Origin of the sequence: Streptococcus sp. 1001283B150225_161107_H12 (genome assembly GCF_015552665.1) — a bacterium.
Classification (GTDB): domain Bacteria; phylum Bacillota; class Bacilli; order Lactobacillales; family Streptococcaceae; genus Streptococcus.
In genome coordinates, this window is the sequence record NZ_JADNFC010000001.1 from 351,832 (window position 1) to 367,206 (window position 15,375).

Below are 15,375 nucleotides of genomic sequence, written 5' to 3' on the forward strand. Positions count from 1 at the left end.
CATGAATCAAAAACCCAATGGAACTCAGTATGTTCCCGGTGTCTTGCTAGCCGCTCTCACAGCAGGACTATCTATGGTGTTAGGAAAAGCAGTACCTATCATTGGCTCTAGTCTCTTTGCTATCCTATGTGGCATCCTTTTGAATGCTAGCCAACTCTTGCCTCAAAATAGTAGGCCGGGTCTAGCCTATTCTGGGAAAAAACTCTTGCAATATTCCATTATCTTAATGGGCTTTACCTTGTCCTTTCAAAAGGTGACCCAATTGGGCCTGTCTTCTTTGGTCATTAGTTTACCGACCATCAGTATTGCCTTTCTCACTGCTTTTGTAATGGGCTACCTCTTAAAAGCTCCAAAGATCTTAACAGCCTTGGTTGGAATGGGGACAGCTATTTGTGGAGGATCTGCAATCGCGGCAGCCTCTCCTATTCTAGAAGCTGATGAAAATGACATTGCTCTGTCCATGTCGACCATCTTTTTCTTTAATATCCTAGCGGTTTTCCTTTTTCCTTTCTTTGGTCACCTCCTTGCTATGACGGATCGGCAATTTGGTTTTTGGGCAGGAACGGCCATTAATGATACCTCATCTGTTGTAGCGGCCGCATTTTCCTATAGTAAAGCAGCGGGTGAAGTGGCTACGGTTGTGAAGTTGACCCGAGCTTTGATGATAATTCCAATCTGTTTTGGGATGTTGGGACTAAAACTTCTAGGACGGTCGAAACAGGATCGAGAAGGGAAGCAAGTGAAATTGAGTAAAATTGTTCCTTGGTTTATTTTTTACTTCCTTTTGGCTTCTTTAGTGACGTCCTTTGGCTGGTTTCCAAGTTCTTGGATTCCCTTCTGTAAATGGTTGTCACAATATTTGATGGCCATGGCCTTGGTTGGCATTGGAAGTCAAGTGTCTATTCAGGCCTTCCGTAAGCAGGGGGTTGCTCCTCTCCTCATCGGCCTTGTGGCCTGGCTAGCTGTATCCATTTCTAGTTTGCTACTTCAACACGTTTTAAGAATCTAAATGAAAGGGAGATGAAATGAAGAGACGTCAGTCTTTCAAACTTAGAGGAGATTTCTCCTTGATCACCACTGTTCTGTTATTATTGGCATTTGGAGTGGTGGCAGTCTACATTGCAGTTTCGAATGATTATCCTGACTTGGTTTGGTCTATTTTAGGCCAACAGGTTGCTTGGATTGTTTTAGGATGTATGATTAGTTTTGTCGTTATGCTCTTTAATACAGAATTTTTATGGAAAGTAACGCCCTATTTGTATGTCTTTGGCTTGGTCTTAATGGTCTTGCCCCTTTATTTTTACAACCCAAACCTGGTTGCTTCGACCGGTTCTAAAAACTGGGTGGCCTACAAGGGGATCAGCCTCTTTCAGCCATCAGAATTTATGAAAATTTCTTATATTTTGATGGTCTCTCGTGCGATTGTTCATTTTTTACGAAACAATAGAGAAGAAAATCGGACGCTAAAAAAAGACTTTTTTCTCATTCTCCAAATTGCTGCCTATACCATACCGGTCCTAGGGCTTCTAGCCTTTCAACATGATTTTGGAACCTCCTTGGTATTTATGGCTATCTTCTCAGGAGTAGTCCTTATTTCAGGGGTCTCTTGGAAAATCATTTTACCAGTCTTTTTGACCCTCGCAGGTGGAATTGCTCTCTTTTTGGCCGTCTTTCTATCCGACGGTGGGCGGGCCTTTCTCCATCAAACTCTAGGGATGCCCACCTATCAGATGAACCGTATTTTAGCCTGGTTGAATCCTTTTGATTATGCACAAACCATGACCTTCCAACAGGCTCAGGGACAGCTGGCCATTGCAAGCGGTGGTCTATTGGGCCAAGGATTTAATGTGTCCAATCTATTGATCCCTGTCAGGGAGAGTGATATGATTTTTACGGTCATCGCGGAAGATTTTGGATTTGTAGGAGGATTGGGTCTTCTTCTCTTATACATGTTTCTAGTTTATAAGATGTTGCGTATTACCTTGAAATCCAATAACCAATTCTACACCTATATCTCAACTGGTTTCATCATGATGTTGGTCTTCCACATATTTGAGAATATTGGGGCGGTGACGGGGATCTTGCCTCTCACTGGAATCCCCTTGCCTTTTATCTCACAAGGAGGATCCGCTATTGTAAGTAACCTCATTGGGATTGGCTTATTGTTATCCATGAGCCATCAAAACCGGGTGAGTGAAGAACGGAAAAAAGAAAGTCGACTCTTGAGACAAAAACAACTCAGTCGACTACACGAGAAAGGAATAATTTGATATGACAAAAGTAGCAGTGATGTTAGCAAATGGTTTCGAGGAAATCGAAGCCTTGACCGTTGTCGATGTCTTGCGAAGAGCAGCAATCGAGTGTTTGATGGTTGGATTTGATCCAGAAGTGACAGGTTCCCATGGGATCACAGTGAAGGTAGATGAGGTCTGGTCCGGTTCGTTGGATCATTTTGATGGCATTGTCCTTCCAGGAGGGATGCCGGGAGCAGCAAATCTACGCGACCATGAGGGCTTGATCCAGTCTTTAAAAGAAGCCCATGAACAAGGAAAAAGTCTAGCAGCTATTTGTGCAGCTCCGATTGTGTTGGAACGAGCTGGACTACTTGATGAAAAACGCTATACCTGCTATGATGGCTTCGAAAAAGAAATTGGAAGAGAGCATTATGTGAAGGAAGCAGTGGTTCAGGATGGTCACATCTTGACCAGTCGGGGTCCTGCGACAGCACTTGCTTTTTCCTATGCACTGGTCAACCATTTTGGAGGAGATGCCACAGCATTGAGAGAAGGGATGCTCTATCAAGATGTTTTTGGAACATCGGCCCTTTAGTTGTTGAGAAGAAAAATGAAGGTAGGAAAATTCCTGTCTTCATTTTTTTATAGGCTAGTTTTGTCAAAATATAAATGCTTTTTGAATGAAAGTAAAACAGGTGGGAGATGACTGTAAAAAAACCGTGAAAACATTGACTTTACAAGCAATTTTTTGAAAATTATGGTATAATTGAAGCTATGGATTATCATGATTTTATATGGGATCTTGGTGGGACTTTATTGGACAATTATGAGACCTCTACAAAAGCTTTTGTAGCGACCTTACAGTATTTCCAAAGGGAGGCTGATCATGATTCCGTTTATGCAGCTTTAAAGGTTTCCACGGATTATGCTGTTCAGCAGTTTGCCTCAGACCTTCCAGACTTTTTGGGAGAGTATAAACAGCGAGAGAAAGAAGCTCTTGAAATCCCCTGCTTATTCGAGGGGACTGAGGAGTTATTGCATCGTCTAACAGCAGTCGGAGCCCGTCATTTTTTGGTTTCTCACCGTGACCATCATGTAGAGACCATCTTAGAAAAAACAGGTATTCGTCATTACTTTACAGAAGTTGTGACAGCTGATGATGGTTTTCCACGTAAACCAGATCCTACTTCCATGTTGTATATAAAAGACAAGTATGCGATTGAGTCTGGATTGGTGATTGGAGATCGCCCGATTGATATCGAAGCTGGTCAGAGAGCTGGCATGGCGACCTATTTGTTCGACTCAATGGATCAATTAAGTGCCTATATTTTTAATTAGAAAAGGGAAAGAATGACAGAAGAATTGAAGCAAGAAACGACTGGTCAAGAATATGATGCTAGTCAGATTCAGGTTTTAGAAGGTTTAGAAGCAGTTCGGATGCGTCCGGGGATGTATATTGGATCCACTTCTAAAGAAGGTCTTCACCATTTGGTCTGGGAAATCGTCGATAACTCAATCGATGAGGCCCTTGCAGGCTTTGCTAGCCATATCGAAGTCTTTATCGAAGAGGATAATTCGATTACAGTCGTCGATGATGGACGGGGGATTCCGGTTGACATTCAAGAAAAAACGGGTCGTCCAGCGGTTGAAACTGTCTTTACCGTTCTCCATGCGGGAGGAAAATTTGGCGGTGGTGGGTACAAGGTTTCAGGTGGACTCCATGGAGTTGGATCATCCGTCGTAAATGCCTTGTCGACTCAGTTAGATGTTCACGTCCATAAGAATGGCCAAATTCATTACCAAGAATACAAACGTGGGCAAGTCGTTGCAGATCTTGAAGTGATCGGTGAAACTGATCGAACTGGTACAACCGTTCATTTTACTCCAGACCCAGAGATTTTCACAGAAACCACTGAATTTGACTTTGACAAGTTGAACAAACGGATTCAAGAATTAGCCTTCTTGAACCGTGGCTTACGGATCTCGATCACGGACAAGCGTGAAGGGCAGGAGCAAACGAAAGACTACCACTATGAGGGTGGGATTGCTAGTTATGTAGAATACATCAACGAAAACAAGGATGTCATCTTTGAAACTCCGATTTATACCGATGGAGAATTGGATGATATCACGGTTGAAGTAGCCATGCAGTACACGACTGGTTATCACGAAACCGTCATGAGTTTTGCCAATAACATCCATACCCATGAAGGGGGGACTCATGAACAAGGTTTCCGTACAGCTTTGACCCGTGTTATCAACGATTATGCGCGTAAGAATAAGCTTCTCAAGGACAATGAAGAAAATCTAACAGGGGAAGATGTCCGGGAAGGGTTGACAGCAGTGATTTCTGTCAAACACCCAAATCCACAGTTTGAAGGACAAACCAAGACCAAACTTGGAAACTCTGAAGTGGTGAAGATTACCAACCGCTTGTTCAGCGATGCCTTCTCTGATTTCTTGTTGGAAAATCCGCAGATTGCCAAGAAAATTGTCGAAAAGGGAATTTTGGCTGCCAAAGCACGTGTTGCTGCTAAGCGCGCCCGTGAAGTCACCCGTAAGAAATCTGGTTTAGAAATCTCAAACCTTCCTGGTAAATTAGCAGACTGTTCATCTAACAATCCAGCTGAGACAGAACTCTTCATCGTCGAAGGAGACTCTGCCGGAGGATCTGCTAAATCAGGTCGAAACCGCGAGTTCCAGGCGATTCTCCCTATTCGAGGGAAAATCCTCAACGTGGAAAAGGCCAGCATGGATAAGATTTTAGCCAACGAAGAAATTCGTAGTCTTTTCACAGCTATGGGAACTGGTTTTGGTGCAGAATTTGATGTATCAAAAGCCCGTTATCAAAAATTAGTCATCATGACAGATGCCGATGTCGATGGAGCTCATATTCGAACCCTCCTCTTGACCTTGATCTATCGCTATATGAAACCAGTTTTGGAGGCAGGCTATGTTTACATCGCCCAACCACCAATCTATGGTGTAAAAGTCGGTAGTGAAATCAAAGAATACATCCAACCAGGAGCCAACCAAGAAGCAGAATTGGCTGAAGCCTTGGAGCGCTATTCTGAAGGTCGTTCCAAACCAACGATTCAACGATACAAAGGTTTGGGTGAGATGGATGATCATCAGCTCTGGGAAACAACGATGAACCCAGAACATCGCCTCATGGCGCGTGTGACAGTTGATGATGCAGCAGAAGCAGATAAAATCTTTGATATGCTTATGGGGGATCGAGTAGAACCTCGTCGTGAATTTATCGAAGAAAATGCCGAATATAGTACACTTGATGTATAAAATTCTGCGATATTTGCCAATTATTCGAATATTTATGATATAATAACTACGATTACTTTCAAGTAATTTAATGAAGGAGTTTTTATATGTCTAGTGGACTAATTATTCTCATTATTGTCATTGGGGTCCTCTTGGTTTTAGGATATGTAGTGGCAGTCTTATTGAGAAAGCGTAACGAAGCCTTACTGGCATCTCTGGAAGAACGAAAAGAACAGTTGTATAACCTTCCGGTAAATGATGAAGTAGAAGAAGTGAAGAATATGCATTTGATTGGTCAAAGTCAAGTTGCATTTCGTGAATGGAATCAAAAATGGGTGGACCTATCCCTCAATTCTTTTGCTGATATCGAGAACAACCTCTTTGAAGCAGAAGGCTACAACAATTCTTTCCGCTTTTTAAAAGCCAAGCAAGCAATTGGAAATATTGAGAGTCAGGTTCAATTGATTGATGAAGATATCAAGGCCATCCGTCAAGCTTTATCTGAATTAAAAGAAAAAGAAGAAAAGAATAGCGGTCGGGTTGTTCATGCCTTGGATATGTTTGAAAACTTGCAAAGACAAGTAGCTTCTGATCCAGACGCATACGGCCCAGCACTTCCCGAAATCGAGAAGCAAGCTGAAAATATTCAAGTTGAGTTTTCAAAATTTGTAACCTTGAATTCATCTGGTGACCCTGTTGAAGCTGCAGAAATTTTGGATACAGCTGAAAACCACATTGTAGCCTTGACGCATATTGTTGAAAAAGTTCCTGCAATTGTGAAGGATGTCCAAACAACTCTTCCTGATCAATTGGAAGATTTGGAAGCTGGTCATCGCAAACTTTTGGAATCTGGTTATCATTTTACAGAGACTGATTTGGAAGCACGTTTCCAACAATTGCATGCAGCTTTGAAAGCCAACCTACAAAATGTTGCTGCTCTTGAATTAGATAATGCGCTCTATGAAAATGAGCAGATTCAAGAAGAAATCAACGCCTTGTATGATATTTTCACTCGTGAAATTGAATCACACAAAGTTGTTGAAAAATTGGTCAAAGCCTTACCAGGTTACCTTGCCCATGCGAAGGAAAATAACAAGCGTTTAGCAGAAGAAGTTGAACGTCTCAGCAAAACATTTGAAAGCAAAGAACTCAAGGAAAATCATTTGAAGGAGTTAGAAGCTGAATTAACAGCTCAAGAGCTCGTTGTAGAAGATGCCTTGAAGGATACATCTGAAACTCAAAAAGCCTACTCTATCCTTCAAGAAGAGTTAGAAGCGATTGAAGAACGTCTGAAAGAGATTGAAGATGATCAAATTGCATTGAGCGAAACCTTGTCTAAGATTGAGAAAGACGACACCAATGCTCGTCAAAAGGTAAATATCTACGCAAATCGTTTACATGCCATTAAGCGTTACATGGATAAGCGTAACTTACCTGGAATTCCTCAATCCTTCCTTACTATCTTCTTCACTGCAAGTGATAACACAGAAGCTCTCTTGGCTGAGTTAGAAGGTCGTCGTGTCAATATTGAAAACGCCAACCGTCTCCTGGATATTTTGACCAACGATATGACAGAGTTAGAGGAAGAAACCTACAAATTAGTACAATATGCTACTCTAACAGAGCAGTTGCTTCAATACTCAAATCGCTATCGTTCATTCGACGATCATGTCCAAGCAGCGTTTGATGAAGCCTTGTACATCTTTGAAAAAGAGTATGACTATCCTGCTTCATTCAAAGTCATTTCAGAAGCATTGGAAACAGTTGAACCAGGAGTAACAGAGAGATTTGTTACCTCATTTGAAAAAACAAGAGAATCCATCCGATTCTAATCTAAAACATCCAGGAGAATATTCCTGGATGTTTTTTTATGGAAATGAAGCTGTGATGGGAAAGGGAAGGATAGAAAAAGGAGATGAGTCCATGAAAGTTTTAATTGCTCCAGATTCATTCAAAGAAAGCTTACCTGCGAAAGATGTAGCGGAAATTATTGCAGAAGGCTTGCGTCAGTCTCTCCTCGATGTAGAACTGGTCACCTGTCCTGTTGGAGATGGTGGGGAAGGGACAGTGGATGCCATCAGCTACTCATTGGGATTGAAGGAAACTTTTACCCTTGTCACAGGTCCATTTGGAGAGCCGGTAGAAATGCGGTATATGGAGAAGGATTCTTTGGCTCTCTTTGAAGTAGCCGACTTGATCGGTTTAGGAAAAATTCCAGTTGATCAACGCCGTCCACTTGACCTAGAGACCCGAGGAATTGGTGAACTGATTTGTTTTTTAATCAAACAGGGAAAAAAGGAGATTTATATCGGGGTTGGAGGAACCGCGACCAATGATGGGGGCCTGGGACTTGCAGCAGGACTAGGTTACCAATTCTATGATAGAGTAGGAAGAGAATTAAAGGCCTGTGGACAAAGTCTTTTAGAATGGGATTCCATCCGTAAAGAGGAAGCGTTCAAGATCCCAGATGATGTCCAGATACAGATCTTAGCAGATGTATCCAATCCCTTATGTGGACTAGATGGTGCGACCTATATTTTTGGAAAACAAAAGGGGCTCAGTCCCAATATGTTTGAACAAGTGGATCAAGCTATTAACAGCTTTTACGAAAAGCATTGTCCAAGTATTTTGACTCAAGCAGGGATGGGAGCTGGTGGAGGTCTTGCTGCTGGACTCTGTGCCTTCGCGCAAGCAAGACTGGTATCAGGGATTGATAGCTGTTTAGATTTGATTGACTTTGACTCCAAAGTAGCTAATGCAGACTTGGTCATTGTCGGTGAAGGGCGACTGGATCATCAGAGTCTATCCGGAAAAGCTCCGATAGGGGTTGCGAGACGAACCCCAAAGGGGATCCCAGTAATAGCCATTTGTGGTAGTCTTGCAGATGATTTACCAAGTCTCCCATTTGAAAATATAGTCGGTTCCTTTTCTATTACGAAACATCCCGATAGTTTAGAGCAACTTCTGAAGGATGTGAGGGAAAATCTTCTCTTTACAGCTAGAAATATCGGAAATCTATTAAGCATAGAAAAAAGCGGTTAAACCGCTTTTTTCCATCTAATGTTTAATACTAATAAAATGTCTAAGGGACAGCTCTGATCAACCAAACCATTTTTTCCAAAGAGAAGGTTTGGTCGGCTTCTTTTCTTCATCCCAGAGATCCGAAAAAGCAGTTCGGAGGTTCTTGTCAGTAGTGGTCACTGGTGCATCTGTATGAATCACGAGCCCAAAAGGAGAGGAGTCGTGCTCCTCCGAAACAATAGTCGCCTGGCAACCAAATTCTTTTGCTTGTTTTAGATAGCTCAACTGCACGCTAGAATCAACATTTGGAGAAATCTTTACAAAGAGAGGGTTAGCTTGTTCATTCAAGCTTTTCAGCACCTTCAAAAAGCCCTTCTGAAGCTGAGGGCTATTGCTTGTTTTTAAATCGGCATATCCTAGAACGCGCTCTTCAAACGTACCTAGAAAGCGACGCTGTTCATCAGGATTTAATTTTAGGCCACCGTTAGCCTTTTCCATAATTTCTTTAGATAGATCAGTCATAAGAATAGTATATCATACTTTAGGTTGAAAATGCCAAACGAATAAAGGCTGTTCCAAACAAAAAGAAAGCGATTTCTTGATAAAGTTAAGGAAAATCTGCACAAAGATAACGTTTTTTCTTGAAAAACGCGTATTTTTAAGGTATCATAGAAGTGTAAAAAATTTAAACTCAAAGGAGAGTAAGAAATGTCAATTATTACTGATGTTTACGCTCGCGAAGTCCTAGACTCACGCGGTAACCCAACACTTGAAGTAGAAGTTTATACTGAATCAGGTGCTTTCGGACGTGGTATGGTTCCATCTGGAGCTTCTACTGGTGAACACGAAGCAGTTGAACTTCGCGACGGTGACAAATCTCGTTACGGTGGTCTTGGAACTCAAAAAGCTGTTGACAATGTAAACAACATCATTGCTGAAGCAATCATCGGTTACGATGTTCGTGATCAACAAGCTATTGACCGTGCAATGATCGCTCTTGACGGTACTCCTAACAAAGGTAAATTGGGTGCGAACGCAATCCTTGGTGTGTCTATTGCTGTAGCTCGTGCTGCTGCTGACTACCTTGAAATCCCACTTTACAGCTACCTTGGTGGATTCAACACTAAAGTTCTTCCAACTCCAATGATGAACATCATCAACGGTGGTTCTCACTCAGATGCTCCAATTGCTTTCCAAGAGTTTATGATCTTGCCAGTTGGTGCACCTACATTTAAAGAAGCTCTTCGTTACGGTGCTGAAATCTTCCACGCTCTTAAGAAAATCCTTAAATCACGTGGTTTGGAAACTGCCGTAGGTGACGAAGGTGGATTCGCTCCTCGTTTCGAAGGAACTGAAGATGGTGTTGAAACTATCCTTGCTGCGATCGAAGCTGCTGGATATGTACCAGGTAAAGACGTATTCATCGGATTTGACTGTGCATCATCAGAATTCTACGATAAAGAACGTAAAGTCTACGACTACACTAAATTCGAAGGTGAAGGCGCTGCTGTTCGTACATCTGCAGAACAAATCGACTACCTTGAAGAATTGGTTAACAAATACCCAATCATCACTATCGAAGATGGTATGGATGAAAACGACTGGGAAGGTTGGAAAGCTCTTACTGAACGTCTTGGTAAGAAAGTTCAATTGGTTGGTGACGACTTCTTCGTAACTAACACTGACTACCTTGCACGTGGTATCCAAGAAGGTGCTGCTAACTCAATCCTTATCAAAGTTAACCAAATCGGTACACTTACTGAAACTTTCGAAGCTATCGAAATGGCTAAAGAAGCTGGTTACACTGCTGTTGTATCACACCGTTCAGGTGAAACTGAAGATTCAACAATCGCTGACATCGCAGTTGCAACAAACGCAGGACAAATCAAGACTGGTTCACTTTCACGTACAGACCGTATCGCTAAATACAACCAATTGCTTCGTATCGAAGACCAACTTGGTGAAGTAGCTGAATACCGTGGATTGAAATCATTCTACAACCTTAAAAAATAATCTAGTTAACTAGATATAAAAGATCCTTGAGTTTTCTTAAGGATCTTTTTGTTATCGGGCCAAACAAAAAATCCTCAACTATCTAGTTGAGGAATCGTTTTATTAGAACAAGCCTTTGATTTTATCTACAGCACCGCTGACTAGATCGTTTCCAGCGACAAGTGCTTTCGCTTGTTCTAAGTAGTCACCAAGGTTATCCTTGTTGTCATCGATGAATTTTTTAGCAGCATTGAAATCTTTCTTTTCGATCATTTCTTTGACTTGGTTAAACAAATCCATTGGGTTCATGAGTTTTCTCCTATAAACTATTTATTAATATCACTATTTAATCATTTTTCAACCAAACTAGCAAGCGTTTTGATTCTTAGTTGAAGAGGACGCAAACTGCCTCTGGTACGTAGAAATCATGGCTTAATTCAGTCAATCTACCACTCGCCTTGTCGCGTTTAAAAACAGTAGCATTGTCTGAATCTTGATGGACAGCAATGAGGTATTCTTGGTCTGGACTAAGAATGAAATCACGCGGATTGAGACCATTGGTTGGAACAATTTCAAGAAGCACTAGGCTACCATCTGCCAAGATTTCATAGACTGCAATGGAATTATGAGCTCGATTTGAGGCATAGAGGAATTTCCCATCCTCGGAGAGGCGAATAGCAGCAGCCCATTTTTGACCTTCATATTCTTCTGGTAGGGTGGAGATGGTTTGGAAATGTTCAAAGTAGCCAAGTCCATCATAGAAAAGGACATCGATGGTGGCGCTTAGTTCATTAATCAGGTAGGCCGTCTTATAATGAGAATGGAAAATGATGTGACGCGGACCAGCACCTGGAGCAGTTTGGTAGGTTTGAGCTTCTGTCAGTTTTCCAAAATCATCGACTTGATAGACCACGACTTGGTCAGTTCCCAAATCACAAGTGATAAGCAGTTTATCAGGAGTGAGATCTGCATAGTGAACATGGGGACTGGATTGGTTTTCGTGAGGTCCAGAACCCTGATGAGTCGCTTGATCGACAAAGGTCAAATGCCCATCCTCATGGATGCGATAAGAGAGGACTTGTCCCTTGTGGTAGTTAGCTCCATAGACCAACCCACGCGCTTCATCGACAGAGACATAACAAAGGGGGGCTCCTTCATCTACCACGTGATTAATCAACTGGTGGTCAGGGCTAAAGCTCGCAATGCCACCAAGACCCTCTTCGGCTCCCACACTGTATAAGAAACCAGCTTTTGAAAAAGCGAGATAGGTTGGATTTGGCTCTTGAGCAACTAGTTGTAAGTCGCTAAGCTGACCAGTTCTTTCATCGAAGGAAGCTTTGTAAATTCCTTTGGAGTCGCGTTTGGTATAGGTTCCGAAATAAATATCTTGCATTACATGCACCTCGACTTTGTTGATAGCTCCATTATATCAGAAAAGAAGGGGATGGAAAACGATTAGGTGAAGGATTGAGGAGTTCAGGAACAAAAAGTACCTCACCTTTGGCTATATCGTGAAATTATAGACTAAAAATGCTAAAATAAAAACAGATTGAAAACGAAGGAGATTCCTGTGGAACATAAAGAAAAAGATTTTAGTTTATCCTGGTTTTTTAAATGGTTTGTTGATAATAAGGCCATTACTGTTTTCCTAGTAGCCTTGCTAATGGGATTAAATATTTTAGTTCTGAGCAAGATTAGTTTTATTTTTACACCCCTGTTAGAGTTTGGAGCAGCGGTCATGCTGCCCGTCATTATTTCTGGGCTCCTCTATTATTTGTTAAATCCAATTGTTGACTTTTTGGAAAGGCATCGGGTTAAGCGGATTATTGCGATTTCCATCGTCTTCATCTTGATTGCCCTTCTCATTTTATGGGGCTTGGCCGTCGCTATTCCAGCCATTCAGCGTCAGGTGCTCAGTTTTATGAAGAATCTGCCAGATTACTTGGAAAAGGCCAATATGACCATTGATGATTTCTTAGACAACAAAGTGTCGCCAGAAATCAAGCCTCAACTGGATGAATGGACCAGCCAGTTGTCAGAGAATATTACCAGTTGGGCGAGTTCCTTCTCTGCCCGTGCAGTCAACTGGGTCAGCAATCTGATTGCGGTCGCCTCTCAGGTCATTATCGCTTTAATTATCATGCCGTTCATCGTCTTCTATCTCTTGAGAGATGGAAAGAACCTGAAAGGGCAGATCATCCGCTTCTTACCAACCAAGATTCGTGAATCAGCAGGCAAGGTGCTGTCTGATGTCAATACACAATTAGCCAATTATGTCAGAGGTCAGATCACTGTTGCCATCATCGTAGCTTTGATGTTCATTCTATTGTTTAAGATTATTGGGCTTCGTTATGCTGTGACACTTGGTGTAACCGCTGGTTTCCTGAACTTGATTCCATACTTGGGGAGTTTCTTGGCTATGCTCCCAGCCTTAGTTTTAGGCTTGGTAGCAGGACCAGAGATGTTTGTTAAAGTCGTCATTGTCTTTATTGTTGAGCAAACTATCGAGGGACGTTTCGTTTCTCCACTTGTCTTGGGTAGTCAGCTCAATATCCACCCAATCACGATTCTGTTTGTATTGATTACTTCAGGTTCTATGTTTGGAATCTGGGGAGTCTTCTTAGGAATCCCAGTTTACGCTTCAGCTAAAGTAGTCATCAGTGCTCTATTTGAGTGGTACAAAGATGTCAGTGGCTTGTACGAAAAGGACGAAATTGAGGAAATTCAACGTGAAGAATAGTCAAAAAATTCTAGAAGCAATTGAGAAACAAGAGCTAGATCGCTTGCCGGCTTATTTGGAGAAGGCTTTGCTAGAAGACGATCCAGCAACCTTGTTAGAATTGGGCCAGTATTTTGAAAGTATCGGTTTTTATCCTGAAGCCAAGCAAACCTACTTGCATCTAAGAGATGATTATCCAGAGGTTTATCTGAGTCTAGCGACCATTGTAGCCGAGGATGGTCTAATGGAAGAAGCCTTTGCTTATTTGGAAGAAATCCCTGAAAGTTCGGAATGGTATCTAGCCAGTCTCCTAGTCAAGGCAGATCTCTACCAAAGTGAGGGGCTTGCTGATGTGGCTCGGGAAAAGCTGATGGAAGCAGCGACGCTTTCAGATGATCCGATCATTCAGCTGGGCTTGGCAGAGATTGATCTGGATCTCGAAAATTACCAAGAAGCCATTCAAGAATATGCTCAATTAGACAACCGTCTCATTTTAGAAGAAACAGGCATTTCCACTTATCAGCGGATCGGCTATGCCTATGCGAATCTAGGTCGGTTTGAGGCTGCCATTGAGTTTTTAGAAAAGGCCTTGGAAATCGAGTTTGATGACCAGATTGCCTTTGAATTGGCAACCCTTCTCTATGACAGAGAAGAGTATCAACGGGCGCTGATCTACTTCAAGCAGATTGACACGCTGTCACCAGACTTTGAGGGATATGAATATGGCTATGCCTTGGCTCTACAAGCTGAGAATGACCGAGAAACAGCGCTAGCGATCGCAGAGCAAGGGATCCAGAAGAATCCTTTTGACGCTTATCTCCTCCTTCTAGCTTCCCAGTTGGCCTACGAGTTGCACCAGCCAGAAAAGGCAGAAAACTATCTGTTAGAAGCCAAAGAAGTGGCTGAGGACCTCGAAGATATCGCCCTTCGCCTAACTACCCTTTATTTGGAACAGGAACGCTATGAAGACGTCCTTGAATGGCAGGAAGTAGAAGTGGAGAATGTGGTCACCCGCTGGAATATCGCTCGTGCCTTGGTAGCACTCGAAGAGGTTGAAAAAGCAGATCCAATCTATGAAGAGCTCTACCCAGATTTGAAAGAAAATCCAGAGTTCTTAGAAAGCTATAGCTACCTCTTGAGAGAGTTGGGGGATATTGCAAAAGCCCGGGAAGTGGCAGAAGGCTATTTGCAGTTAGTGCCAGATGATGGGCAAATGCAAGCTTTCTATGAGAGTCTGCTAGAAGAATAATTAAATGACCCAGGTGGAGCGGGATCCGAACAAGTATGTATCATAGTTCTGGCCCGCTCTTTTTTAATCAGTCTTTCTGTTATTGTCCTTGAGAATATGGTATACTGGAAGGGCTAAAAAGAAGACAAGATGAATGAGGGAGAAAAAATGGAACCGGTGAAATTGTTTCAATACAATACCTTGGGGGCTTTGATGGCAGGTCTCTATGGGGGATCCTTTACCATTAAAGAATTACTGGAGCATGGAGATTTAGGAATTGGGACCTTGGACTCAATCGATGGCGAATTGATTGTCTTAGATGGTAAGGCTTATCAAGCAAAGGGTTCAGGAGAGGAACCAGAGATTGTGGAAGTTGCTCCAGATGCGACCGTCCCCTATGCGGCCATTGTTCCCCACCAGGCCGAAGTGATTTTTCGGCAACGCTTTGAAATGACGGATGAGGAATTAGAGGCTCGCATTGAATCTTATTACGATGGCGAAAATCTGTTTCGTTCGATTAAGATTCACGGTGATTTCTCCAAGATGCATGTGCGCATGATTCCCAAATCAACTTCGGAGACCAAGTTTGCAGATGTAGCAACCCATCAGCCAGAATTTACACGAGAAAATGTTACAGGAACCATTGTTGGTTTTTGGACGCCAGAGATGTTTCATGGGGTCAGCGTGGCTGGTTATCATCTTCACTTTATCTCAGATGACCATACCTTCGGAGGGCATGTTATGGATTTTGTCATCAAAGAGGGCATCGTTGAAGTTGGAGCCATTGACCAATTGGACCAACGCTTTCCTGTCCAGGACCGCCAGTATCTCTTTGCCAAGTTCAACGTTGACCAGGTCAAAGAGGATATCCACAAATCAGAATAAAACAAAAGGGCTGAGAT

At 42.3% G+C, this 15,375-nt stretch carries 14 protein-coding genes; 11 read left to right on the forward strand and 3 right to left on the reverse strand.

The annotated features are described in order from the left end of the window. Window position 1 precedes the first annotated feature (1 nt). The 7 genes from I2C87_RS01585 (at window position 2) to I2C87_RS01615 (ending at window position 8,555) form a co-directional block, all read left to right on the forward strand. Window positions 2-1,009: a YeiH family protein gene (locus tag I2C87_RS01585; protein ID WP_195323733.1), complete on the forward strand. Its 1,008-nt coding sequence runs from the start codon at window positions 2-4 to the stop codon at window positions 1,007-1,009. A gap of 16 nt (window positions 1,010-1,025) precedes the next feature. After that, window positions 1,026-2,270, forward strand: coding sequence for an FtsW/RodA/SpoVE family cell cycle protein (locus tag I2C87_RS01590; protein ID WP_195323734.1), 1,245 nt, complete (start codon window positions 1,026-1,028; stop codon window positions 2,268-2,270). Window position 2,271: 1 nt separating this feature from the next. Continuing rightward, window positions 2,272-2,829 (forward strand): DJ-1 family glyoxalase III, encoded by a 558-nt coding sequence (locus tag I2C87_RS01595; RefSeq protein WP_195323735.1) that lies wholly within the window; start codon window positions 2,272-2,274, stop codon window positions 2,827-2,829. 179 nt (window positions 2,830-3,008) lie between these two features. Beyond that, on the forward strand, window positions 3,009-3,572 hold the full coding sequence (locus tag I2C87_RS01600) for an HAD-IA family hydrolase (protein ID WP_229046085.1): 564 nt from the start codon (window positions 3,009-3,011) through the stop codon (window positions 3,570-3,572). A gap of 12 nt (window positions 3,573-3,584) precedes the next feature. Continuing rightward, window positions 3,585-5,534, forward strand: coding sequence for a DNA topoisomerase (ATP-hydrolyzing) subunit B (gene gyrB / locus I2C87_RS01605; RefSeq protein ID WP_195323736.1), 1,950 nt, complete (start codon window positions 3,585-3,587; stop codon window positions 5,532-5,534). Between the two features lie 86 nt (window positions 5,535-5,620). Further along, window positions 5,621-7,345: a septation ring formation regulator EzrA gene (gene ezrA, locus I2C87_RS01610; protein WP_006595947.1), complete on the forward strand. Its 1,725-nt coding sequence runs from the start codon at window positions 5,621-5,623 to the stop codon at window positions 7,343-7,345. Between the two features lie 91 nt (window positions 7,346-7,436). Next, complete coding sequence (locus I2C87_RS01615; RefSeq protein WP_195323737.1) at window positions 7,437-8,555, forward strand: glycerate kinase; 1,119 nt, start codon at window positions 7,437-7,439, stop codon at window positions 8,553-8,555. A gap of 57 nt (window positions 8,556-8,612) precedes the next feature. Here the strand turns inward: I2C87_RS01615 and I2C87_RS01620 are convergent, their stop codons facing one another. Next, window positions 8,613-9,056 (reverse strand): DUF1694 domain-containing protein, encoded by a 444-nt coding sequence (locus I2C87_RS01620; RefSeq protein WP_195323738.1) that lies wholly within the window; start codon window positions 9,054-9,056, stop codon window positions 8,613-8,615. Window positions 9,057-9,242: 186 nt separating this feature from the next. On the opposite strand from I2C87_RS01620, the gene eno reads away from it, so the two are divergent. Next, the gene (eno, locus tag I2C87_RS01625; protein WP_006597394.1) at window positions 9,243-10,547 is read left to right on the forward strand and encodes a surface-displayed alpha-enolase; all 1,305 of its coding nucleotides are present in this window, start codon (window positions 9,243-9,245) and stop codon (window positions 10,545-10,547) included. Between the two features lie 102 nt (window positions 10,548-10,649). Here eno and I2C87_RS01630 read toward each other — a convergent pair whose 3' ends face one another. Together I2C87_RS01630 and I2C87_RS01635 are read right to left on the reverse strand one after the other, a co-directional pair. Beyond that, window positions 10,650-10,835 carry a hypothetical protein gene (locus I2C87_RS01630; protein ID WP_195323739.1) on the reverse strand — a complete coding sequence of 62 codons (186 nt, stop codon included), beginning with the start codon at window positions 10,833-10,835 and terminating at the stop codon, window positions 10,650-10,652. 76 nt (window positions 10,836-10,911) lie between these two features. Continuing rightward, window positions 10,912-11,919 (reverse strand): lactonase family protein, encoded by a 1,008-nt coding sequence (locus tag I2C87_RS01635; RefSeq protein ID WP_195323740.1) that lies wholly within the window; start codon window positions 11,917-11,919, stop codon window positions 10,912-10,914. A gap of 177 nt (window positions 11,920-12,096) precedes the next feature. On the opposite strand from I2C87_RS01635, the gene I2C87_RS01640 reads away from it, so the two are divergent. The 3 genes from I2C87_RS01640 to budA all read left to right on the forward strand — a co-directional run bounded on the left by I2C87_RS01640 (window position 12,097) and on the right by budA (window position 15,358). Further along, window positions 12,097-13,266 carry an AI-2E family transporter gene (locus I2C87_RS01640; protein WP_195323741.1) on the forward strand — a complete coding sequence of 390 codons (1,170 nt, stop codon included), beginning with the start codon at window positions 12,097-12,099 and terminating at the stop codon, window positions 13,264-13,266. Further along, window positions 13,256-14,494, forward strand: a complete 1,239-nt coding sequence (locus I2C87_RS01645; RefSeq protein ID WP_195323742.1) for a tetratricopeptide repeat protein — start codon at window positions 13,256-13,258, stop codon at window positions 14,492-14,494. Before I2C87_RS01640 ends, I2C87_RS01645 begins: the two co-directional genes overlap by 11 nt. 147 nt (window positions 14,495-14,641) lie before the next feature. Further along, the gene (budA, locus tag I2C87_RS01650; RefSeq protein ID WP_195323938.1) at window positions 14,642-15,358 is read left to right on the forward strand and encodes an acetolactate decarboxylase; all 717 of its coding nucleotides are present in this window, start codon (window positions 14,642-14,644) and stop codon (window positions 15,356-15,358) included. Window positions 15,359-15,375 lie beyond the last annotated feature (17 nt).

What these genes read in the sequence shown, in the direction of transcription:
- gyrB (WP_195323736.1), top strand. Translation starts at nt 3,585, where the DNA reads ATGACAGAAGAATTGAAGCAAGAAACGACTGGTCAAGAATATGATGCT.
- I2C87_RS01590 (WP_195323734.1), top strand. Translation starts at nt 1,026, where the DNA reads ATGAAGAGACGTCAGTCTTTCAAACTTAGAGGAGATTTCTCCTTGATC.
- I2C87_RS01620 (WP_195323738.1), bottom strand. Translation starts at nt 9,056, where the DNA reads ATGACTGATCTATCTAAAGAAATTATGGAAAAGGCTAACGGTGGCCTA.
- I2C87_RS01635 (WP_195323740.1), bottom strand. Translation starts at nt 11,919, where the DNA reads ATGCAAGATATTTATTTCGGAACCTATACCAAACGCGACTCCAAAGGA.
- budA (WP_195323938.1), top strand. Translation starts at nt 14,642, where the DNA reads ATGGAACCGGTGAAATTGTTTCAATACAATACCTTGGGGGCTTTGATG.
- I2C87_RS01630 (WP_195323739.1), bottom strand. Translation starts at nt 10,835, where the DNA reads ATGAACCCAATGGATTTGTTTAACCAAGTCAAAGAAATGATCGAAAAG.
- ezrA (WP_006595947.1), top strand. Translation starts at nt 5,621, where the DNA reads ATGTCTAGTGGACTAATTATTCTCATTATTGTCATTGGGGTCCTCTTG.
- I2C87_RS01615 (WP_195323737.1), top strand. Translation starts at nt 7,437, where the DNA reads ATGAAAGTTTTAATTGCTCCAGATTCATTCAAAGAAAGCTTACCTGCG.
- eno (WP_006597394.1), top strand. Translation starts at nt 9,243, where the DNA reads ATGTCAATTATTACTGATGTTTACGCTCGCGAAGTCCTAGACTCACGC.
- I2C87_RS01600 (WP_229046085.1), top strand. Translation starts at nt 3,009, where the DNA reads ATGGATTATCATGATTTTATATGGGATCTTGGTGGGACTTTATTGGAC.
- I2C87_RS01585 (WP_195323733.1), top strand. Translation starts at nt 2, where the DNA reads ATGAATCAAAAACCCAATGGAACTCAGTATGTTCCCGGTGTCTTGCTA.
- I2C87_RS01595 (WP_195323735.1), top strand. Translation starts at nt 2,272, where the DNA reads ATGACAAAAGTAGCAGTGATGTTAGCAAATGGTTTCGAGGAAATCGAA.